19 protein-coding genes are annotated in these 21057 nt (G+C 72.4%); 15 read left to right on the top strand and 4 right to left on the bottom strand.

The annotated features are described in order from the left end of the window. The first annotated feature begins 32 nt into the window (after positions 1-32). On the top strand, positions 33-1703 hold the full coding sequence (locus tag OHT01_RS19220) for an MFS transporter (protein WP_328554369.1): 1671 nt from the start codon (positions 33-35) through the stop codon (positions 1701-1703). Here the strand turns inward: OHT01_RS19220 and OHT01_RS19215 are convergent. Then, positions 1672-1992 carry a hypothetical protein gene (locus OHT01_RS19215; RefSeq protein ID WP_328554368.1) on the bottom strand — a complete coding sequence of 107 codons (321 nt, stop codon included), beginning with the start codon at positions 1990-1992 and terminating at the stop codon, positions 1672-1674. The genes OHT01_RS19220 and OHT01_RS19215 overlap by 32 nt on opposite strands. Positions 1993-2063: 71 nt before the next feature. On the opposite strand from OHT01_RS19215, the gene OHT01_RS19210 reads away from it, so the two are divergent. From OHT01_RS19210 to OHT01_RS19155, 12 genes are all read left to right on the top strand, one after another. Further along, positions 2064-2327: a hypothetical protein gene (locus OHT01_RS19210; protein WP_328554367.1), complete on the top strand. Its 264-nt coding sequence runs from the start codon at positions 2064-2066 to the stop codon at positions 2325-2327. An 85-nt stretch (positions 2328-2412) separates the two neighbouring features. Beyond that, a complete protein-coding gene (locus OHT01_RS19205; RefSeq protein ID WP_328554366.1) occupies positions 2413-2826 on the top strand; it encodes a DUF3151 domain-containing protein in 414 nt (137 codons plus the stop codon). A 172-nt stretch (positions 2827-2998) separates the two neighbouring features. Further along, complete coding sequence (locus OHT01_RS19200; protein WP_328554365.1) at positions 2999-3844, top strand: tryptophan 2,3-dioxygenase family protein; 846 nt, start codon at positions 2999-3001, stop codon at positions 3842-3844. A 46-nt stretch (positions 3845-3890) separates the two neighbouring features. Further along, positions 3891-5075, top strand: coding sequence for a kynureninase (gene kynU, locus OHT01_RS19195; RefSeq protein ID WP_328554364.1), 1185 nt, complete (start codon positions 3891-3893; stop codon positions 5073-5075). 324 nt (positions 5076-5399) lie between these two features. Then, positions 5400-6398, top strand: a complete 999-nt coding sequence (locus OHT01_RS19190; protein ID WP_328554363.1) for an alpha/beta hydrolase — start codon at positions 5400-5402, stop codon at positions 6396-6398. 259 nt (positions 6399-6657) lie between these two features. Further along, positions 6658-7800: an alpha/beta hydrolase gene (locus OHT01_RS19185; protein ID WP_328554362.1), complete on the top strand. Its 1143-nt coding sequence runs from the start codon at positions 6658-6660 to the stop codon at positions 7798-7800. 1 nt (position 7801) lies between these two features. Then, entirely contained in the window at positions 7802-9016 is a 1215-nt protein-coding gene (locus tag OHT01_RS19180) for an acyltransferase family protein (protein ID WP_443043535.1), read from the top strand. A gap of 250 nt (positions 9017-9266) precedes the next feature. Beyond that, the gene (locus tag OHT01_RS19175; protein ID WP_328558173.1) at positions 9267-10631 is read left to right on the top strand and encodes a sensor histidine kinase; all 1365 of its coding nucleotides are present in this window, start codon (positions 9267-9269) and stop codon (positions 10629-10631) included. Beyond that, complete coding sequence (locus tag OHT01_RS19170) at positions 10628-11308, top strand: response regulator transcription factor (RefSeq protein WP_328554360.1); 681 nt, start codon at positions 10628-10630, stop codon at positions 11306-11308. The genes OHT01_RS19175 and OHT01_RS19170 overlap by 4 nt, the downstream gene beginning before the upstream one ends. Before the next feature lie 140 nt (positions 11309-11448). After that, positions 11449-12810 carry a sensor histidine kinase gene (locus OHT01_RS19165; RefSeq protein WP_328554359.1) on the top strand — a complete coding sequence of 454 codons (1362 nt, stop codon included), beginning with the start codon at positions 11449-11451 and terminating at the stop codon, positions 12808-12810. Then, on the top strand, positions 12807-13490 hold the full coding sequence (locus OHT01_RS19160; RefSeq protein WP_328554358.1) for a response regulator transcription factor: 684 nt from the start codon (positions 12807-12809) through the stop codon (positions 13488-13490). Before OHT01_RS19165 ends, OHT01_RS19160 begins: the two co-directional genes overlap by 4 nt. A gap of 79 nt (positions 13491-13569) precedes the next feature. Then, positions 13570-14790 (top strand): cytochrome P450, encoded by a 1221-nt coding sequence (locus OHT01_RS19155; RefSeq protein WP_328554357.1) that lies wholly within the window; start codon positions 13570-13572, stop codon positions 14788-14790. A gap of 90 nt (positions 14791-14880) precedes the next feature. On the opposite strand, the gene OHT01_RS19150 is transcribed toward OHT01_RS19155, so the two are convergent. Both OHT01_RS19150 and OHT01_RS19145 read right to left on the bottom strand, forming a co-directional pair. Next, positions 14881-16503, bottom strand: coding sequence for an ABC transporter permease (locus OHT01_RS19150; RefSeq protein WP_328554356.1), 1623 nt, complete (start codon positions 16501-16503; stop codon positions 14881-14883). Further along, a complete protein-coding gene (locus OHT01_RS19145; RefSeq protein WP_328554355.1) occupies positions 16500-17492 on the bottom strand; it encodes an ABC transporter ATP-binding protein in 993 nt (330 codons plus the stop codon). The genes OHT01_RS19150 and OHT01_RS19145 overlap by 4 nt, the downstream gene beginning before the upstream one ends. A gap of 103 nt (positions 17493-17595) precedes the next feature. Here OHT01_RS19145 and OHT01_RS19140 point away from each other — a divergent pair, with 103 nt between their 5' ends. Next, positions 17596-18093, top strand: a complete 498-nt coding sequence (locus OHT01_RS19140; protein WP_328554354.1) for a GbsR/MarR family transcriptional regulator — start codon at positions 17596-17598, stop codon at positions 18091-18093. Between the two features lie 535 nt (positions 18094-18628). Here the strand turns inward: OHT01_RS19140 and OHT01_RS19135 are convergent. After that, positions 18629-19492, bottom strand: coding sequence for a diacylglycerol kinase family protein (locus OHT01_RS19135; RefSeq protein WP_328554353.1), 864 nt, complete (start codon positions 19490-19492; stop codon positions 18629-18631). Between the two features lie 191 nt (positions 19493-19683). Here OHT01_RS19135 and OHT01_RS19130 point away from each other — a divergent pair, with 191 nt between their 5' ends. Beyond that, positions 19684-20967, top strand: a complete 1284-nt coding sequence (locus tag OHT01_RS19130; protein ID WP_328554352.1) for an adenylosuccinate synthase — start codon at positions 19684-19686, stop codon at positions 20965-20967. Positions 20968-21057: the final 90 nt, after the last annotated feature.

Raw genomic sequence — 21057 nt, 5'->3', positions numbered from 1 at the left:
ACGGTGCCGGGCCCTTCCGTATGCTCCGAGGTATGGCTGTTCCTGCGCGGGACGCATCGGACGTATCGGACGGCGGGCCCGCGGTGCGGATCGCCTCCCGGACCGGGAAGTGGATCCTGCTGACCACCGTCCTCGGCTCCAGCATGGCCCTGCTGGACTCGACGGTCGTCAACGTCGCTCTGCCGACCATCGGCCGGGACCTGAACGCCAGCCTCGCCGCCCTCCAGTGGACCGTGAACGGCTACATGCTGTCGCTGGCCGGGCTGATCCTGCTGGGCGGCTCGCTCGGGGACCGCTTCGGGCGCCGGAGGGTCTTCGTCATCGGCGTGGTGTGGTTCGCGGCCGCCTCCCTGCTCTGCGGGCTCGCGCCGAACGTGGGCGTGCTCATCGCCGCCCGTGTCCTCCAGGGCGTCGGCGGGGCGCTCCTCACCCCCGGCTCGCTGGCGATCATCCAGGCCTCCTTCCACCCGGACGACCGGGCGCGTGCCATCGGCCTGTGGTCGGGTTTCGGGGGTGTCGGGGCCGCCGTCGGGCCGTTCCTGGGCGGCTGGCTGGTGGACGGGCCCGGCTGGCGCTGGGTCTTCCTGCTGAACATCCCCGTCGCGCTGGTCTGCGCCCCGATCGCCCTGCTGCACGTTCCGGAGTCGGTGGGGGGAGCCTCCCGCTCGACAGCCGCTCGGGCCGGAGCTCCCGCCCGGGCCTCGGCCGAAGATACGGCCGAAGCCCCGGCCGGACCCGGGAGCGGTGGACGGGGGCCGCACCGCGGGTTCGACGTGCTGGGCGCCGTCCTCGGCGCGCTCTCGCTCGCCCTGGTGACGTACGCCCTGATCGAGGCCAGGAGCGGTTCCCCGCTGGTGTGGGTGGCGGCGGTCGGCGGTGTGGCGGCCGGGGTGGCCTTCGTGTACGTCGAGCGGCGGCGGCCCGATCCGATGATGCCGCCGGACATCTTCGCCTCGCGCCAGTTCACGGTGGTCAACCTGGTGACCCTCTGCGTCTACGCGGCCTTCGGCGGCTTCTTCTTCCTGACCGCGCTCCAGCTCCAGGTCGTGGCGGGCTACTCCGCGCTCCAGGCCGGTACGGCGCTGCTGCCGACCACGGTCCTGATGCTGCTGTTCTCCGCCCGTTCCGGCGAGCTCGCCCAGCACATCGGCCCGCGCATTCCGCTCACCGTCGGTCCGCTGCTGTGTGCCGCGGGCATGCTGCTGATGCTGCGCGTGGGGGAGGGCGCCGTGTACGTGACCGATGTGCTGCCCGCGCTGCTCGTGATGGGCCTCGGCATGGTGACCCTGGTCGCTCCGCTGACCGCGACCGTCCTGGCTTCCGTGGACGTCGGGCGTGCGGGCCTGGCCAGCGGGATCAACAACGCGGCGGCCCGCGCCGCCGGGCTCGTCGCGGTGGCCGCGCTGCCGCTGCTCACCGGGATGGGACCGGACGCGTACCGCTCGGCGGAGGCCTTCGACGCGGCCTTCCGCCGGGCGATGCCGCTGTGCGCGGGCGTGCTGGTGATCGGCTCGGTGCTGGCCTTCACGGCCGTACGCCGCCCGGCGCCCGGCTGTCTCCGCCCCGAGTGCCACACGCACGGCTCGGTGACGGCACCCCCGCTGGAGCCGGAACGCTCCCGGGGCGTCCTCGGGGCCCCGGGCTCACCCGGTCCTCCCGGCTCCCCGGGTTCTACGCCTTCCAGCACCGGTCCAGCTTCGTGATCGTGCCGGAGGCGTCGATCCGGTAGGCGAAGTGCATCCGGCTCGCACGGGCGGAGGCGTCGGCCTCGCCGAGGAAGGCGCGGACGTCGATCGGCCTGTTCACGTCGGTGTCGTAGAACGGTTCGTCCACGGAGATCGACGCCGTCCCGGAGAGCCGTATCTCGTGCCGCGGGCCCGTCGCGGGCCCATCGCGTGCCAGACGGGGGCGTCGGGCCGCGGGCAGGGTCCAGGTGCCCTCCTGGACCGCGATGTACGAGCCGTCCTTCGCGACGCGCGTGCCGGGCAGCACAACGTGATGTCGATACCGGCCCACCCCTTGCAGGCGGGGCCGTCGGAAGGGCCGCGGTGGTGGCCGTGGGGGTGGCGGCGGAGATCTTCGACGCGGAGGCCGCGGGCGCGCGGCCGGCGGTCGAGGCCGCGGTCGCCGTGGGCGGGGCGGAGGCCGGCGGGGAGGAGGTTCCGGCGGTGTCGGCGACGGTGTCGTCGCCGGGTCCGCAGGCGGTCGTCGCGAACGGAAGGGCGGCGGCGAGGGAGCCCGGGGCGCCACTTCTGCCGATCCGGGCAGCGGTCGGTGTACGCATGACGATTCCCCCGTTTGGCGTGAACACGTGCGGCGGCCTCTGATCGAGGTCCGACCACGGAACGGATCGTTCCCCGAGCGCCGTGGGCAACCGTTACCGATCACCGGCAATGCAGCAGACTGGAACCCATGACGATTCACGAGAACCTCTTCGGGGGACCGCCCCCGACCCATCTCCCCGACGACCCGGAGCCGCGCGAGCTCCTCGCGAACGGCACGGCCCCCGCCGATGTCGCCGCCAAGTACCCCACCTCCTCGCTCGCCTGGGCGCAGCTCGCCGACGACGCGTTCGAGCGGGGCGGCGTCGTCGAGTCGTACGCCTACGCCCGTACCGGCTACCACCGAGGCCTGGACGCCCTGCGCCGCAGCGGCTGGAAGGGGCACGGTCCGGTGCCCTGGGAGCACGAGCCGAACCGCGGTTTCCTGCGCGCCCTGCACGCCCTCGCCCGCGCCGCGCAGGCGATCGGCGAGCAGGAGGAGTACGAGCGCTGCAGCCAGTTCCTGAAGGACTCCTCGCCGACGGCGGCCCAGACGCTGGGCTAGGGGTCGGCCAGGGGCCGCCCACGGGGGCTCCGCCGCGGGTCCGCCTGGTGTGACCAGGCGGACCTTGCGGTTTCGGGGGACGATTGTGGAGGATGCCCGATGGGGACCGGGGCCCCCGTGTCGGTAACGGCAGGGGCGGACCGCTACCCGGAGCACATTGCAGGAGACAGCGATGTCCCACCAGGCTCAGCCCACGCAGGCTCAGGAGCCCGAGACTCCGCATCTCGACTTCCAGGGCACCACGCCGTACGAGGACTACGTACAGGCGGACGTGCTCACCCACCTCCAGCACACCCTCTCCGACGATCCCGGAGAGATGGTCTTCCTGGTGACGACCCAGGTCATGGAGCTGTGGTTCACGGTCATCGTCCACGAGTGGGAGACGGCGGCCAAGGCGCTGCGCGCCGACGACGTCCCCGTCGCGGTGGCCGCGCTGAAGCGGTCCGTGCGCGAGCTGGACGCGCTCAACGCGTCCTGGCGCCCGCTCGGACAGCTCACCCCCGCGCAGTTCAACTCCTACCGTTCGGCCCTCGGCGAGGGTTCCGGTTTCCAGTCGGCGATGTACCGGCGCATGGAGTTCCTGCTCGGCGAGAAGTCCGCCTCCATGCTCGTCCCGCACCGCGGGGCCTCGCGGGTGTACGCCGAGCTGGAGAAGGCGCTGCACGAGCCGAGCCTGTACGACGAGGTGCTGCGGCTGCTCTCGCGGCGCGGGCACGCGATCCCGGCCTCCGTGCTGGAGCGTGACGTGTCGAAGCGCTACGAGCCCGTGCCCGAGGTGGAGGCCGCCTGGGCGGCTCTGTACTCCGGTGACGACAGCGACGAGCTCGCGCGGCTCGGCGAGGCGCTGACGGATGTCGCCGAGCTGGTGTGGCGCTGGCGCAACGACCACCTCGTCGCCACCCGGCGGGCGATGGGCTCGAAGACCGGCACGGGCGGCTCCGCCGGGGTGGCCTGGCTGGAGAAGCGCGCGCAGAAGAACGTGTTCCCCGAGCTGTGGACGGCGAGGTCCCATGTCTGAGCCAGTGGCTGAGCGAGTGCCGGAGCGGGTGTCTGAGCCGGATGCTGTGTCAGCGCTGGGCGCGCGGGCGGCGGAACTGGACGCGGCGGACGAACTCGCCGGACTGCGCGAGCAGTTCGTGCTCGACGACGTGGTCTACCTGGACGGGAACTCGCTCGGCGCGCTGTCGGCCGGGGTCCCGGGCCGGGTCGAGGACGTCGTCCGCAGGCAGTGGGGCGAACTGCGCATCCGCTCCTGGGAGGAGAGCGGCTGGTGGACCGCGCCCGAGCGGATCGGCGACCTGATCGCCCCGCTGGTCGGCGCGGCGGCCGGACAGATCGTGGTCGGTGACTCGACCAGCGTGAACGTGTTCAAGGCGCTGGTGGGTGCCGTACGGATGGCGGGCGAGGGGCGCGACGAGATCGTCGTCGACGCCACGACGTTCCCGACGGACGGGTACATCGCGGCGTCGGCGGCCCGGATGACGGGCTGCGAGCTGCGTCCGGTCGACCCGGACGAGGTGCCCTCGGCGCTCAGCTCCCGTACGGCGGCGGTGCTGCTCAACCACGTCGACTACCGCACGGGCCGGCGCTACGACCTCCCGTCCCTGACCTCCGCGATCCGCGCGGCGGGCGCCGTATCGGTGTGGGACCTGTGCCACTCCGCGGGAGCCCTGCCGGTCGGTCTCGACGAGCACGGGGTGGACCTGGCGGTCGGCTGCACCTACAAGTACCTGAACGGCGGCCCGGGTTCGCCCGCGTACCTCTACATCCGAGCCGGCCTCCAGGACCGCTTCGACTCCCCGCTCCCCGGCTGGAACTCGCACGCGGACCCCTTCGGCATGAGCCCGTCGTACGCCCCGGCACCGGGTGCCCTGCGCGGACGGGTCGGCACGCCGGACATCCTCTCGATGCTGGCCCTGGAAGCGGCGCTGGAGGTCTGGGAGGGCGTCTCGATCGACAGCGTCCGCGCCAAGTCGCTCGCCCTGACCGACTTCTTCCTGGAGTGCGTCTCCGCGTACGTCCCCGAGGGCCGGGTCGAGTCCGTGACCCCGTCCGCCCACGCGGAACGGGGCAGCCAGGTGGCCCTGCGCTGCGCCGACGCGGGCGCCGTGATGAAGAGCCTGATCGACCGGGGTGTCGTGGGCGACTTCCGCCACCCGGACATCCTGCGCTTCGGCTTCACCCCCCTGTACGTCGGTTTCCAGGACACGGAACGGGCGGCGAGGGTCCTGGCGGAGATTTTGGGCTGAACCGGCCGCGGGTTGGAGTCCGCCCGGCCGGGCGGACTCCAACCCGCGCCGGGCGGAGATTGCAGCCCCTCCGGCGTTTGAGGAGCGGTCCGGGGCGGAGCCCCGAGTGCGGGACGGGTGGGGGCGGAGGGGGCGGACACCCTCCGCCCCCACCCGTACGCCGGGTTCCTGCCGCGCCCCGGAGCCATGGAAGGAGAACCGTTCCCCCTTGACCGAGAGCGACAGCACGCCGCCGACCCACGTGCGCGGCCTGATACCGTCCCCGCAAACGGCCGAATTGTTCCCTCGTCGGCCAAATCCGTTTCACCGCTGAGAGGTTGGAGCATGCAGGACGACGCCGCACCCCGGGACGGCGACGACGCCGCGATCGCGCGCGACGCCGCCGAAGAGGCGTCAGCCTTCTCGCATCCGCCGGTGGACCCCGACGTCACCATGGCGTACGGCGACCACCCCGACCAGGTGATCGACTTCTACGCTCCGCGCGACCCCGACCCGACGGTCCCCACCCCGCTCGTGGTCGTTCTGCACGGCGGCGCCTGGCGTGCCCCGTACGACCGCCGCCACATCACTCCGTTCGCGGACTTCCTGACCCGCCGCGGACTCGCCGTGGCGAACGTCGAGTACCGCCGCGGCGAGGAGACGCCACCCGCTGCGGCCAGGCTCCTGATCCCCGCGCAGGCCGGTTCCCCGACCGACGGAACCGGCGACCGGGACGGAACCGCCGACGGCGGTGACACCGGGGCCGAGGCCGGCGCTCCGGTCGCCGGCCGGTGGCCCGACACCTTCGACGACGTGGCGGCCGCACTCGACGCGCTTCCCGCGCTCGTCCGCGTGGCCCTCCCGCAGGCCGACCCCCGGCGCATGGTGGTCACGGGCCACTCGGCGGGCGGTCACCTCGCCCTGTGGGCGGCGGCCCGGCACCTCCTGCCCGCCGACGCGCCCTGGCGCACCGACCGCCCCGCACCCCTGCGCGGCGTCGTCGCCCTCGCCCCGATCGCCGACTTCCAGGTCGCGGAGAAGCTCGCCGTCTGCGGTGGGGCGTCCCGCCAACTGCTGGGCGGGGAGGCCACGTTCGCGGAACGCCTGCCGTACGCCGACCCGGCGCGGCTGCTGCCGACCGGCATCGCCACCACGGTCGTCCAGGGCCGTACCGACCTCGTCGTGCCCCAGGCCGTCGCCGAGTCGTACGCGGACGCGGCCGCCAGGGCGGGCGAGGTGATCGGCCTGACCCTCCTCGACGACGTCGGTCACTTTCCGCTGATCGACCCGGCCGCCGACGCCTGCGCCGTGGTGGCCGATGAGATCGCCCAGCTGGCCTGGTAGGCGGGTGGCCTGCCGGGTGGACGGGCGGCCTGCCGGGTTGCGGGCCGGGAGGGAAGGGAGTCTTCGAAGTTGTTCAACTTGTTCAACTCCCTTGATGGGTAAGGGTGTTGGGCGTCCTCTCGAACCCCGGTCATACCCGTAGTACCTGAGAGCTACTTCCCGGATGAGGTCCGCAGCGGGACGCGGACGACAGGTGACGATCCGTAATTTCCCTTCCAGCGGCGCCCGATGAACGGGCGGACGGGGAGGGACGGACACCATGGAATTCCGGGCGCGACCGACCGCCCGCGGGAGAGCGGACACCCGCTCGGACCCGCCGAGGGCCAGGCCGAGCACACCACCCACCGAACCCGTTCGCCGTCGCGCCGAGGACCCGGGCCACCCCGCGGACCCGGGGCGCCACCCCCTCACCGGGGACCCGGGCCACCCCACGGAACCCCCGCGCCGTCGCGCCGGAGGCCGGATCGCCCGGCGGCTGCGCCGGACGGCGCTCGCCGCGCTCGTCACGGCCGCCGTCGTGGTCCCGGTGTCCGCGGCCGCCCGGCCGGAGATCCCCGCGCCGGCACCCGCGGTCCTCGCACCGCTGACGGCATCGACGCTGGACAAGGCATACGAGGCGAACCGTGCCGACGCCGCGGCGGCGGCACGGATGGCCGCGGACCACGGCGACCGCACCCGTGCCGCCGCCGACCGCGCCATGACCGCACCCTCCCGCCGCTTCCTCTCCTTCGACGGCCGGGGATCCGGCCGGGCCGTCGAGGTCTTCGGCGACCTCGCCCACGCCGACCGCGTGGCCGTCCTGGTCCCCGGTTCGGACACCACCCTGGAGACGTACGACCGTTTCCGCGCCGGCGCGGCCGCGCTGCGGGCACGGCTCGGCCGACGCGGCGCCGTCCTCGCCTGGCTCGGGTACGAGACACCGGGCACCGTGAGCACCACGGTCCTGACGACGGACCGAGCGAAGGAAGCGGCCCCGCTCCTGCGGGCCTTCCTGCACCGACTGCGCGGAGTCGTCGGCGGATCGGCGCGGGTGTCCCTGCTCTGCCACTCGTACGGCACGGTGGTCTGCGGCAGCGCGGCCCCGGGCCTGGACGTGAGCGACATCGTCCTCGTCGGCAGCCCGGGCACCGGAGCGTCCGACGCCGCCGCGCTGCGCACCTCCGCCCGCGTCTGGGCCGCCCGCGGCTCCGCCGACTGGATCGCGCACGTGCCGCACGCGAGCCTCGGCCTCTTCGGCACGACCGTCGGCTTCGGCCCCGACCCGGTGTCCCCGGCCTTCGGCGCCCGGGTGTTCCAGGCAGGCACCGGCGGCCACAGCGACTACTTCGCACCGGGCTCGGTGTCCCTGGCCAACCTCGCCCGCATCGTCCTCGGCGACCCCTCGGAGGTCACCCGTGCGTGACATCACCGGCACGACCGCCCTGACCGGCGTACGGACCGCGATCCGCCGCATCGACCGGGCCACCTCCGTCGAGCGGGACCGCGCCGTCGACGCCCTGCGCGCCCTCGCGATCCTGGGCGTCGTCCTGGGCCACTGGCTGGTGACGGCGCTGGTGGAGGACGGCGGCACCCTGCACGCGGCGAGCCCGTTGCAGCAAATGCCGTGGCTGGCCCCGATCTCCTGGGCCTTCCAGACGCTCGCCGTGTTCTTCCTGGTGGGCGGCCATCTGGCGACGAAGAGCTACGCGTCGGCGCAGGCACGCGGTACGACGTACGGGCAGTGGCTGCGCGCCCGGACGAGCCGTCTTCTGCGGCCGGTGGCGGCGGTGCTGGCACTCTGGGCGGTCGCGACGGCCTGCCTGTTCGCGTCCGGCGCGGACCTCGTCACGATTCATACGCTGGTGAAACTGGCGCTGTCCCCGCTCTGGTTCCTGGTGGTCTTCGCCGGACTGACCGCCGCGACACCGCTGTTGACCCGCCTCGGTCCACTGTGGCCGCTGGCCGTCGTCCTCCATGTGGACGTCATCCGCTTCGGGCTCGGAGGCCCGGCGTGGCTCGGCTGGGTGAACCTCGCGGCCGGCTGGCTGGTGCCGTACGCCCTGGGCGCCGCCTGGACACGCGGCGAGCTGGAGGGGCGTCGCGCGGGCTGGGTGCTGTTCGGCGGCGGCGTCGTGACGACGGTGGTGCTGGTGACGTGGGCCGGATACCCGGCGTCCATGGTCGGCATACCGGGGTCCGCGGTGTCCAACCTGAACCCGCCGACGCTGGCCGCCGTCACCTTCGGCCTCGCCCAGTGCGGACTCGCCCTGCTGCTGCGCGAGCCGCTGCGACGCGGAATGCGGCGCCCCGCGGTCTGGGCGGCGACCGCCTTCGCCAACCTCTCCGCGATGACGATATTCCTCTGGCACCAGACGTCCCTGATGGCCGTCACCGCCCTCGGTCTGCTCCTGGGCCGGCTCCCCGGCCTGCACACCGCCCCCGACTCGCTCGCCTGGGTGGCCGCGAGAGCCGCCTGGCTGCCCGTCTTCGTCTGCGCCCTCGCCCTGTGCTGGTGCGCCTTCGGCGTGCACGAGCGGGGACCCCGCCGCCCCGTCGGCCGCCCGTCCCGAGTCGTCCGCGTCCACCGTTCCGGACGCGGTCCCGGCCCGGCAGCGTCCGGGGCGGCGCCGCGTGCCTAGGGTTGACGGCGTGACCAGCCAGGAGCACCGGCCCCCGGACAGCGAGCCCGCCACGCTCCCGGACGACCCCGCACGCCCGCCCGAGGTACCCGCCTCCCCGACCGGACCCCGGCGCGGCAGCCCGACCACCGTGCCCGACGTCCGCGACTCCGTTGTCCGACGCGATACTCGTGTCTCCCGTGGAACCCGGGTACAGGCGCTGGTCCAGGCACCTCTCCCGTTCCTGCGCGGGATCCTGGCCGAGCTCGCGGTGCCGGCGGCCGCGCCGCTGCCGCCGCTGTCCCGGCCCCGCCTGCTGCGCAGGCTGCCGCACGCCGTGGTGTGCCTGATCGCCCTCGGTCTCGGACTCGCGGCCATGGACGAGCTGAGCGACGGCTACCGACTGGGTTTCCCGCTGGGCACGATGAGCGGCCTCGCTCTGGGCGTGGCGGTCGCGCTCGCGCTGTGGCGTCCCGTGCCCGCCTGGTGGGTGTCCCTGGGCACGAGCGTGATCGCCGCGGCGGCGGCCCGCTCGGACATCGTGGCGGACATCCCGGGACCGTCACCGGGACCGGACTGGCCGTGGAGCACGCCCGCGATCACGGCGCAGGCCTTCGTGCTCTTCCTGCTCGCCCTGCGGCTGCCCGCGCGTGTCGCTGCCGGCGCGCTGTCCCTGACCTGTCTGGCCACCTACGGGCTGCAGGGCCTCGACGGAGGACCGTCGTACTCTCCGGCGGTCATGCTCCCGGGGCCGGCGTATCACCCGACGGGAATGCTGGCGGTCGTCGTCTTCGCCGCCGTCGTCCTGCTCGGCACGGCGCTGCGCGGCCGCCGTGAGGCCCGTACCCAACTCGTGGAACAGGCCTCACTGACCGAGGAGGAGCGGGCCCGCCGCACCGTCCTGGAGGAGCGCAGCCGCATCGCGCGCGAGCTCCACGACGTGGTGGCGCACCACATGTCGGTGATCTCCATCCAGGCGCAGGTCGCCCCGCACCTGGTCGAGAACCCGACCGAGGAACTGAGGGAGAACCTGGAAGGCATCCGGCAGAACGCCCTGGAGGCGCTGACCGAGCTGCGCCGGGTGCTCGGAGTGCTGCGCTCGGAGAATCCGGACAACCCGTACGGCCTCGGCGCGGGCGCGGGCGCGACGCCGGACGCTCCGCAGCCCACGCTGGGCCGTCTGGACGCCCTGGTCGAGAACACGCGCGCCGCGGGACTGCACGTGACCACCGAGATCACCGGGGAACAGCTTCCGCTGGCACCGGGCGTCGAGCTGTCGGCGTACCGGATCATCCAGGAGGCGCTGAGCAACGCCCTGCGCCACGCGCCGGGTTCCGCGGTCAAGGTGGAACTCTGGCACTTCCCGCGGGGCCTCCAGGTGAGAGTCGTCAACTCGCGGCCCGAGCGTCCCGCTCCGCCGTCCCCGGGCGCGGGACACGGACTGCTCGGCATGCGGGAACGCGTCGCGATGCTGGGTGGCACCCTCGTGACCTCGGAGACGTCCTGCGGCGGTTTCGCGGTGGCGGCCTTCCTCCCGGGCAACGGCATCGCGGCTCCGGACGACTCCGGTCCCGGTCGCGATGGCGCCCGGCCCGACGACGGCTTCACCGGCAGCACAGGAGAAGAGACGCCATGACGACCGTGAGCGGCACCATCCGCGTACTGATCGCCGACGACCAGCAGATGGTGCGGCAGGGATTCACCGTGCTGCTCAACACCCACGCGGGCATCGAGGTGGTCGGTCAGGCGGTCGACGGACTCGACGCGATCCTCAAGGCCGCCGAACTGGCGCCGGACGTCGTCCTGATGGACATCCGCATGCCCGAACTCGGCGGCATCGAGGCGACCCGCCGCATCACCACCGACACTCCGCACATCAAGGTCCTGGTGCTCACCACGTTCGACCTCGACGAGTACGTCTACGAAGCGCTCCGGGCCGGGGCGTCCGGTTTTCTCCTCAAGGACGCCTCGGCCGATCAACTCGCTGAAGCGGTCCGCGTGGTGGCGGCCGGCGACGCCCTCCTCGCCCCCGGCATCACCCGTCGGCTCATCGCCGAGTTCTCCCGTCTCGACTCCACCCCGCGCGCGCCTCTCAAGCAACGCGTCGGCGACCTCACCGAGCGGGAGACCGAGGTTCTGGCGCACATCGCCCAGGGACTCTCCAACGCCGAGATCGCCCAGTGTCTGGTGGTGGCCGAGCAGACCGTGAAGACCCACGTGGGCCGCATCCTCGTCAAGCTGGGCCTGCGCGACCGCACCCAGGCCGCGGTCTTCGCCTACGAATCGGGCCTGATCCGCCCCACGGGCTACTGACCCACCCGGCCCCGGCCCCACGGGGGACCATCGGTCCACCCGGGATCCCCCGGCCCTACCCGTAGTACCTGAGACGGACCTCCAAGGACCCTCCTCGCAGGTGACGACCCCACCCCCCACCCGGGCCTACCGTTTTGAACGTGACCGAGACGACCCAGACGCAGACGACACCCCCGCCCCGCGGCGGCGCCGGGACCAAGTCCCGCAGCCCGGAGTACCGCCTCGCCGCGGACGCCGTGCGCGGCCTGCGGCAGGACATGTTCCACGACGCCTTCGCCTACCGCCCGCTCCCCCGCATGCGTACGGACGGCCCGCTCACCCGACGGCTCCCCGGAGGCCTGCGCGCGAAGGCGGCCTGGATCCCGCACGGGACGGTGGCGGCGGCCGGCCTGATAGCGATGGCCGCGGGCTACAGCTCCGCCGGCGGCCCCGACCGGGGTTCGATCGCACCCCTGCTGTGCGGGCTCCTCGCCCTGCTCCCGGTCCTGGCGACCCTCGTCCGCCCGGTCGGCGCCTTCTGGATCTCGATCGCGGCGGCCCCGGTCGTCGCCATGTTCACGACTGCCTGGAACAACTGGCCGTGGGCGCCCGGAACTTTCCTGGCGCACGTCACCGTGATGACGGTCGTGGCCCTGCGGTCCCGCCCCCGTGTCGCGGCGTGGATGTGGCTGCTGACCGCCGGGTACAGCCTCACCGCCGATACGCTCTTCGGCGGGGGCTACTACAACGTCAACACGTTCCCGCTGCTCTTCGTCTCCGCGCTGGCCCTGCTGGTCGTCACGGTGCTGAACATACGCAGGGAGGCCGAGCAGGAGGTGACGGCCCACCAGTCGGAGACGGCACAGGAGCGTTCCCGGCGCACACTGCTCGAAGAGCGCACGACGATCGCCCGCGAGCTGCACGACGTGGTCGCGCACCACATGTCGGTGGTCGCCATCCAGGCGGAGGCGGCGCCCTACCGGGTGGAGAACCCGCCCCCGGAGCTGGAGCAGGCCTTCGTCACGATCAGGGAGAACGCGGTGGCGGCGCTCACCGAGCTGCGCCGTGTGCTGGGTGTGGTCAGGGCCGAGGACTACGAGGCACCGGACGCGCCACAGCCCACGCTCGCGGATCTGGACGCCCTCCTCGCCAATGTGGGGGACGCGGGTCTGACCGTGGACAAGGCGGTCACCGGCGCGGTGCGTGAACTTCCGCAGGGCGTCGAGCTGTCGGCGTACCGGATAGTGCAGGAGGCGCTCAGCAACACCCTGCGGCACGCTCCGGGCGCGTCGGCCCGCGTCGAGATCGGCTACGTCCTGGGCGGGCTCGGCCTGCGGATAGTGAACGGTCCCGCTCCGGCGGCGACCCTGGAGAAGTCCACGCACGGCGCGGGGCACGGCATCACGGGCATGCGCGAGCGCGTCACGATGCTGGACGGTGAGATGACGGCCGGCGTCATGGAGGACGGAGGGTACGAGGTGGCGGTGTTCCTGCCGGTGCCGTCGGGTGAGGAGACCGGATGACGGGCGGTACGAGCCCGGCGATCCGCGTGCTGATCGCCGACGACCAGATGATGGTCCGCGAGGGCTTCTCCGTGCTGCTCGGCGCGATGCCGGACATCGAGGTGGTCGGCGAGGCGGTCAACGGCCGGGAGGCGGTCGAACGGGTCCGTGAGCTGCGGCCGGACGTCGTGCTGATGGACATCCGCATGCCGGAGATGAACGGGATCGACGCGACCCGGGAGATCGTCGCCGCGGACGGCGCCGCGAAGGTGCTGGTGCTGACGACGTTCGACCTGGACGAGTACGTGTACCAGGCGCTGCGGGCGGGGGCCTCCGGTTTCCTGCTCAAGGACGCCTCGGCCCGCCAGCTCGCCGACGGGGTGAGAGTGGTGTCGGCCGGGGAGGCGTTGCTCGCTCCCTCGGTCACCAGACGTCTGATCACGGAGTTCTCCAAGCTCGCGGACCAGCCCCGGATGTCGGCGACGGCGCACGCGGCGTACGGGGATCTCACCGATCGGGAGACGGAGGTGCTGGTGCTGATCGCGCAGGGGCTGTCCAACTCGGAGATCGCCGGGCGGCTCGTGGTCGCGGAGTCGACGATCAAGACCCATGTGAGCCGCATTCTGGTGAAGCTGGGCCTGCGGGACCGCACGCAGGCGGCGGTGTTCGCGTACGAGGCACGCCTGGTCACCCCGAGGTGACCCCGGCCGGGCGGGGAGGCGGCGGCCCGTAGTGCAGCGGCCCTGGTCAGCGGGGGGTGGGTCGGGCTAGCGTCCGATCATGGCAGCTTTGGAGAGTTCGCGGGCCTTCGACCCATGGGATCCGGCGTTCGTGGCGGACCCCTACCCGGCGTACGAGGAGCTGCGTGCGCGGGGCCGGGTGCACTACTACGAGCCGACGAACCAGTGGCTGGTGCCGCACCACGCGGATGTGTCGGCGCTGCTGCGGGACCGTCGGCTGGGCCGGACGTATCAGCACCGGTTCACGCACGAGGACTTCGGGCGGACGGCGCCGCCGCCGGAGCACGAGCCGTTCCATGTGCTCAACGATCACGGGATGCTCGATCTGGAGCCTCCGGACCACACGCGGATCAGGCGGCTCGTGTCGAAGGCGTTCACGCCGCGCACGGTGGAGCGGCTGAAGCCGTATGTGGAGGGGCTGGCGGGTGAGCTCGTCGACCGGCTGGTGCGGGCGGGCGGCGGGGATCTGCTGACCGATGTGGCGGAGCCGCTGCCGGTGTCGGTGATCGCGGAGATGCTGGGCATCCCGGAGTCCGAACGGGCGCCGTTGCGGCCCTGGTCGGCGGACATCTGCGGTATGTACGAACTGAATCCGTCCGAGGAGGTGGCGCGGAAGGCGGTGCGGGCGTCGGAGGAGTTCACGGCGTATCTGCGCGGGCTGATCGAGGACCGTCGCAAGGAGCCGGCGGACGACCTGATCTCGGGGCTGATCGCGGCGCACGACGAGGGCGACCGGCTCACGGAGCAGGAGATGATCTCCACCTGCGTGCTGCTGCTGAACGCGGGGCACGAGGCGACCGTCAACTCGACGGTGACCGGCTGGTGGACCCTGTTCCGGCACCCCGGGCAACTGGCGGCGCTGCGGGCGGACCACACACTGATCCCCACCGCGGTGGAGGAGCTGCTGCGCTACGACACTCCGCTCCAGTTGTTCGAGCGCTGGGTGCTCGACGACATCGAGATCGACGGTACGACGGTTCCGCGCGGTGCGGAGGTCGCGATGCTCTTCGGCTCCGCGAACCGTGACGCCGAGGTGTTCGCGGACCCGGAGACGCTGGACCTGTCCCGGGCGGAGAACCCGCACATCTCGTTCAGCGCGGGTATCCACTACTGCATCGGCGCTCCGCTGGCGCGGCTCGAACTGGCGGCGTCCATGCGCGCCCTCCTGACCAAGGCACCCGCTCTCCGTCTCACGGAGGAACCGGTCCGCAAGCCGAACTTCGTGATCCGCGGACTGGAGGGCCTGTCGGTCGAGGTCTGACGGCGTCACCGACCCGCCGGGAGGCGTGGTCTCGTCCTCCGCAGGACCGCGCCGACCCTCACGTCGTCAGGTGGTCACGTCGTCAGGTGGTCAGGTCGTCAGGTCACGGCGGCGCAGGGATGTCAGTCCTGCCGCCGTCAGGGCGGCCGCGATCGCGGTGAGGACGAGGACCGGTGTCCAGGCCATCGTGCCGCCCGGCAGCTTCGGGAGGTGGCCGAAGGGCGAGAGGTCCATGAGGGCCTGGGGGATGTTCAGGGCGGGGCCGATCCAGCCGAGGAGGAGGGCGAGGCCGGCCGCGGCCCAGGCGCCGGGGGCCAGTCGGGGGGAGAGGCCGTAGAGCAGGACGGTGACGCCGCCCAGGATCCAGATCGCCGGGACCTGGACCAGGCAGGCCCCGAGGATCGCGCCGAGCTCGGCGCCGTAGCCGAGCCCGAGGCCGAGTCCGCCGAGCAGCATGATGAGGGCCGCGCCGCCGAAGGCGATGGCGAGGTGTCCGCCGGCCCAGCGCAGTCGGCCGACGGCGGCGGCGAGCAGCGGTTCGGCGCGCTGCGAGGTCTCCTCGCCGTGCAGCCGGAGCACGGAGGAGACGACGTAGAGGGCGGCGACCATGCCCAGCATGTTCACCATGGCGGCCAGGAAGGCGTCGGTGATCCCGGCCTGCCCGCCCATCCGCTCGATGATCTCGCGGGTCTTGGCGTTGCCGCCGACCAGGTCCGCGGCACCCTTGGTGATGCCGCCGAACGCCGCGCCCGCGGCGAGGAAGCCGAGGCTCCAGCCGAGCACCGCGCCGCGTTGCAGCCGCCAGGCCAGTGCCCCGGCGGTGCCGAGGCGGCCGTTCGCGGGCCCCGGCCGGGTGGGCAGGAAGCTCATGCCGACATCGCGTCGCCCGGCGAGTGCGTAGGCGACTGCGCCCTGTGCGGCGATGGCCGCGACGAACAGTGCCAGGACCCACCAGCGTTCCTCGGCGAAGGCGCGGAGGTTCTCCAGCCAGCCCACCGGGGAGAGCCAGGTCAGCACGGACGAGCCGTCGTCGGTGGCCGAGTCGCCAGCCGCCCTGAGGACGAAGGCGGCGCCGATCAGACCGCCCGTCAGGCCCTTGGCGAGCCGCGCGCTCTCCGTCAGTTGGGCGACGATCGCGGCCATGGTCGCGAAGAGCGTCCCGGTCGCGCCGATCCCGAGCCCCAGCGCGAGGGCTCCGGAGCCGCCCTGTCCTGCGAGGCCGGCCGTGATGATCAGGGCGAGGACGCCGTTGGCGACCAGGGCGGCGAGCAGGGCGGCGGTCAGCGGGGCCCGTCGCCCGACCATCGCGGCGGAGACGAGTTCCTGCCGTCCGCTCTCCTCCTCGTCCCGGGTGTGCCGCACGACGATGATCAAGCTCATGACGGCGGCGAGGACTGCGGCGTAGCCACCGATGCGCCAGGCGGTGAGGCCGCCGAGCGAGTCGCTGAACACCGGACCGTAGGTGGCGCGCAGGGAGTTGTTGGTGAGCATCTGCCGTGCCAGGGTGGCGCGTTCGGCCGGGGTGCCGTAGACGGTCTTCAGCGAGGCCGGGAGGGAGAGCACCAGCAGGGCGGTCACGCCGATCCACAGCGGCATCATCACGCGGTCGCGGCGCAGCGCGAACCGCAGCAGGGTTCCGGTGCCGGCCAGCGGGCGGGAGCCTCCGGCTCGCGCGGCGAAGGCGCCGGCCGGCTCGGCGGTCGTGGCGGTCATCGGGCCGTCGCCCCTTCGGAATCCGGCGCCCGGACATCGTCCTGGTAGTGGCTCAGGAACAGCTCTTCCAGGGTCGGCGGGGTCGAGGTCAGGGACCGTACGCCGGAGTCGGTCAGTGACCGCAGCACGGCGTTGAGCTTGTCGGTGTCGACGTGGAGTTCGACCCGGCACCGGACTCCGTCCGCCCGGACGCCGGTGTCCTGGACGTCGAGGCCGTGCACCCCGGGCAGGGCCGCGAGTCCGTTCGGCGGGCCGGTGAGTTCGGCGGTGACGCTGGTGCGGGTGAGGTGGCGCAGGTCGGCGAGGGAACCGCTCTCGACGGTCCGGCCCTTGCGGATGATGCTGACCCGGTCGCAGAGTTCCTCGACCTCGCTCAGGATGTGCGAGGACAGCAGGACGGTGCGGCCCCGGTCGCGTTCCTCCCGTACGCACCGCTGGAAGACCTCTTCCATCAGCGGGTCGAGGCCCGAGGTGGGCTCGTCCAGGATGAGCACGTCGACGTCCGAGGCGAAGGCGGCGACGAGGGCGACCTTCTGGCGGTTGCCCTTCGAGTAGGTGCGCCCCTTCTTGGTGGGGTCGAGTTCGAAGCGCTCGATCAGGTCGGCGCGCCGCGCCGGGTCGAGGCCGCCGGCGCGTCCCCCGCCCTGTCCGCCGCGCCGGGCGCGGCCTCCGCCGTGGAGCCGTCCGTAGAGGTCGATGACCTCGCCGCCGGAGAGGTTGCGCCACAGGGTCACGTCGCCGGGGACGTACGCGACCCGGCGGTGCAGTTCGACCGCGTCCGCCCAGGGGTCCATGTCCAGCATCCGTGCCGTGCCGGAGTCGGCGCGCAGCAGGCCCAGCAGGACCCGGATGGTGGTGGACTTCCCGGAGCCGTTGGGGCCGAGGAACCCGTGCACCTCGCCGGCCTCGACCTCCAGGTCGAGGCCGTCCAGCGCGTGCGTCCTGCCGAACGACTTGTGCAGTCCGGCGACGCTGATTGCCTTCGTCATGGCCCAGAACGTACGCTTCTTTCAGAAATTTGTGAAGTTAAGGAAGCGTATAAATCCTGGATACACTCGACGGCGACGCGTGAGCAGGGGAGATGATCGACAGATGGCCGAACCGACTGCGGCGGAACGGGATCCGGAGGCGGTCTCGAAGTTCGTCGAGGGATTCGCGGCACAGCTCGTCGAGGCCGGCATGCAGCGGATGCCCGCCCGTGTCTTCGCGGCACTGCTGGCCTCCGACGCGGGCGCGATGTCCTCCGCAGAACTCGGCGAGCAGCTCCGGGTCAGCCCCGCCGCGGTCTCCGGCGCGGTGCGGTATCTCGCGCAGCAGCACATGGTCTCGCGCGAGCGCGAACCAGGCTCGCGGCGCGAGCGGTACCGGGTGCACAGCAACCAGTGGTACGAGGCCCTGACCAACCGCGACGCGGTGCTCAAGCGCTGGGAGCTCGCGCTGCGCGTCGGCGTCGACTCCCTCGGTTCCACGACCCCCGCCGGGCGGCGGCTCTCCGAGACCCTCGCGTTCTTCGAGTTCATCGACGGTGAGATCGCCGCGATGATGGAACGCTGGCGCGCGCACCGCGAGACGCTGTACGGCGACGCGTGACGGGCCTGTACCGGGTACCCCGGTCCCGGACTCCGTGCCGTGCCGCCAGGGTGGTCCGGAGTCCCGCCCCGTGCGGGGGGACCGGCGTCCCGTGCCGCCGGGGCAAGCCGGCCTCCCCACCAGAGTGAACCGCCCCCACCAGGCCTGACCGGCAGCCCGCCCGGCCAGGTGGACCGGCCTCTCCCCGTGAGGTTGGACCGGTGTCCCGGTCGGCCGGAGCGGACGGTGTCCTGCCCGGACAGGGTGGGCCGGGTGTCCCGCCCGGCCGGTGAGCCGGGTTCTCCCTGTCGTGGGGGACGGGTGTCCCGCCCGGCCGGAGCGGACGGTGTCCTGCCTGGACAGGGTGGGCCGGGTGTCCCGCTCGGCTGAGTGAGCCGGGTTCTCCCTGTCGTGGGGGACGGGTGTCCCGGTCGGCCGGAGCGGATGGTGTCCTGCCTGGACAGGGTGGGCCGGGGGTCCCGCCCGGCCGAGTGAGCCGGGCTCTCACTGTCGTGGGGGACCGGTATCCCGGTCGGCCGGGCGGACCCGTCTCGCGTCAGTGTGGGGTCGGCAGGGTCAGGCCCCAGGCCGATTCGCGTACCGTCCAGGTCCGGGTGCGGACCGGGCCGCTCACCACGGAGTCCGCGCGGTAGCGGAAGTCGGCGCCGGAGACGGTGACTTTGTGGCCCAGCAGCCGCAGGGGCGAGGACTCGGCCCCCACGGACACCGCGCGGACCTCGATCTCGGCTCCGGTTCCCGATCCGCCCGGCGTCACGGACACGGCCTCCACGGGCTGGTCCAGATCCACCACGCACACCCCGTCGACCTCGATCCGCAGCCGGGAGGGCCCGAGTCCGGGTGTGGAGGCGAGCCGGGACGGACGGGTGGCGAAGGTCCGCACGAGGGACTGGCAGGTGCGGAGCCAGGGGTGCGCCCCGGCCTCTCCGGGGGCTCCCACGTGCACCGGAGCGGGCGGCCGGGAGGGCAGCGACGGGATGCGCAGCGCGCCGAGCACCACGCCGTCACTGTCGTCCACGAGCAGGTCGAGGCGTCGCTCGGCCCCGTCGAGGACCGCCCTGGCCGCCGCGACGGCCCCCATCGGCACCCCGAGCGAACGGGACAGCGCCAGACCACCGCCCACGGGTACGAAGGACAGCGCGCACGTGGCCAGTTCCCGCCGCCGGTGCAGCAGGGACACCGCCCGCAGCAGGGCCCCGTCGTCACCGATGACGACAGGGCGGCGAGCACCCCGTCGGATCAGCGCCCGGGCGAATTCCTCGGGCCCCTCCGGAAGGCACACTTTCGTCGCCGCACCCGCGCTGAGCACGTCTTTCGCGATCCGTACGGACTCGCCGTCGGTCCGTCGGGCGACCGGGTCGATGACCACCAGGAGCTGGTCGGAAGCCGCCACCTCGGTCATGCCTCGCTTCCTCGGGTAGCATCTTTGTGCAAGAGCCCCTTGCGCCTTTGCGCCAGGGGCTTCGTCTATTCCGGGGCATCCGGTCCGACGGTCGCGGCCAATGGTGGTCGCCGGCGTACGCAGCCGTAGCCAGAACCAGCCGCGTACGTCCCCGACCTTGGACATGCCCCGCCCGGAAGGGGTGTACGCCTGTGCCCGCACTTGTGCTGCTCGGTGCTCAGTGGGGTGACGAAGGCAAGGGAAAGGCCACCGACCTGCTCGGTGGATCCGTGGACTATGTGGTTCGCTACCAGGGCGGTAACAACGCCGGCCATACGGTAGTCGTGGGCGACCAGAAATACGCTCTCCACCTCCTCCCTTCCGGAATCCTCACGCCGGAGTGCACTCCGGTGATCGGCAACGGAGTCGTCATCGACCCGTCCGTCCTGTTCTCCGAGCTGAACGGACTGAACGAGCGCGGCGTCGACACTTCCAAGCTGCTGATCAGCGGAAACGCTCATATCATCACGCCTTACAACGTCACTGTCGACAAGGTGACGGAACGCTTCCTCGGAAAGCGGAAGATCGGGACCACCGGACGCGGCATCGGTCCGACCTACGCGGACAAGATCAACCGCGTCGGCATCCGCATCCAGGACCTCTACGACGAGTCGATCCTCGTCCAGAAGGTCGAGGCGGCGCTGGAGGTCAAGAACCAGCTGCTCACCAAGCTCTACAACCGGCGCGCCATCGAGGCGAGCCAGGTCGTCGAGGAGCTGCTGAGCTACGCGGACCGGCTCAAGCCGTACGTCGCGGACACCGTCCTGATCCTCAACGAGGCGCTGGAGCAGGACAAGGTCGTGCTCTTCGAGGGCGGCCAGGGCACGCTGCTGGACATCGACCACGGCACGTATCCGTTCGTTACGTCGTCCAACCCGACCGCGGGCGGCGCCTGCACGGGCGCCGGTGTCGGCCCGACCAAGATCAGCCGGGTCATCGGCATCCTCAAGGCGTACACGACCCGTGTCGGCTCGGGCCCGTTCCCGACCGAGCTCCTCGACGCCGACGGCGAGGCGCTGCGGCGCATCGGCGGCGAGCGTGGTGTGACGACCGGCCGTGACCGGCGCTGTGGCTGGTTCGACGCGGTCATCGCCCGCTACGCGACCCGCGTGAACGGTCTGACCGACTTCTTCCTCACCAAGCTGGACGTCCTGACCGGCTGGGAGGAGATCCCGGTCTGCGTGGCGTACGAGATCGACGGCAAGCGCGTCGAGGAACTCCCGTACTCCCAGACCGACTTCCACCACGCGAAGCCGATCTACGAGAACCTCCCCGGCTGGTCCGAGGACATCACCAAGGCGAAGACCTTCGCGGATCTCCCGAAGAACGCGCAGGACTACGTGAAGGCGCTGGAGGAGATGTCGGGCGCGCCGATCTCCGCGATCGGCGTCGGCCCGGGCCGCACCGAGACGATCGAGATCAACTCGTTCATCTAGCGCGGAGCGGTGTCCGGAGCGCTGTCCGGAGCCGTTTCCGAAGCGGTTGTCTCCACGAGTGCGCCCCCGGCCGACATCCGGGGGCGTACC

The organism is Streptomyces sp. NBC_00358, from assembly GCF_036099295.1.
Lineage (GTDB): Bacteria > Actinomycetota > Actinomycetes > Streptomycetales > Streptomycetaceae > Streptomyces.
The sequence above is the reverse complement of the archived record's forward strand: the minus strand, read 5'-3'. Positions and strand labels throughout refer to the sequence as shown.

What these genes read in the sequence shown, in the direction of transcription:
- OHT01_RS19220 (WP_328554369.1), top strand. Translation starts at nt 33, where the DNA reads ATGGCTGTTCCTGCGCGGGACGCATCGGACGTATCGGACGGCGGGCCC.
- OHT01_RS19205 (WP_328554366.1), top strand. Translation starts at nt 2,413, where the DNA reads ATGACGATTCACGAGAACCTCTTCGGGGGACCGCCCCCGACCCATCTC.
- OHT01_RS19200 (WP_328554365.1), top strand. Translation starts at nt 2,999, where the DNA reads ATGTCCCACCAGGCTCAGCCCACGCAGGCTCAGGAGCCCGAGACTCCG.
- OHT01_RS19190 (WP_328554363.1), top strand. Translation starts at nt 5,400, where the DNA reads ATGCAGGACGACGCCGCACCCCGGGACGGCGACGACGCCGCGATCGCG.
- OHT01_RS19185 (WP_328554362.1), top strand. Translation starts at nt 6,658, where the DNA reads ATGGAATTCCGGGCGCGACCGACCGCCCGCGGGAGAGCGGACACCCGC.
- OHT01_RS19170 (WP_328554360.1), top strand. Translation starts at nt 10,628, where the DNA reads ATGACGACCGTGAGCGGCACCATCCGCGTACTGATCGCCGACGACCAG.
- OHT01_RS19160 (WP_328554358.1), top strand. Translation starts at nt 12,807, where the DNA reads ATGACGGGCGGTACGAGCCCGGCGATCCGCGTGCTGATCGCCGACGAC.
- OHT01_RS19155 (WP_328554357.1), top strand. Translation starts at nt 13,570, where the DNA reads ATGGCAGCTTTGGAGAGTTCGCGGGCCTTCGACCCATGGGATCCGGCG.
- OHT01_RS19150 (WP_328554356.1), bottom strand. Translation starts at nt 16,503, where the DNA reads ATGACCGCCACGACCGCCGAGCCGGCCGGCGCCTTCGCCGCGCGAGCC.
- OHT01_RS19145 (WP_328554355.1), bottom strand. Translation starts at nt 17,492, where the DNA reads ATGACGAAGGCAATCAGCGTCGCCGGACTGCACAAGTCGTTCGGCAGG.
- OHT01_RS19140 (WP_328554354.1), top strand. Translation starts at nt 17,596, where the DNA reads ATGGCCGAACCGACTGCGGCGGAACGGGATCCGGAGGCGGTCTCGAAG.
- OHT01_RS19135 (WP_328554353.1), bottom strand. Translation starts at nt 19,492, where the DNA reads ATGACCGAGGTGGCGGCTTCCGACCAGCTCCTGGTGGTCATCGACCCG.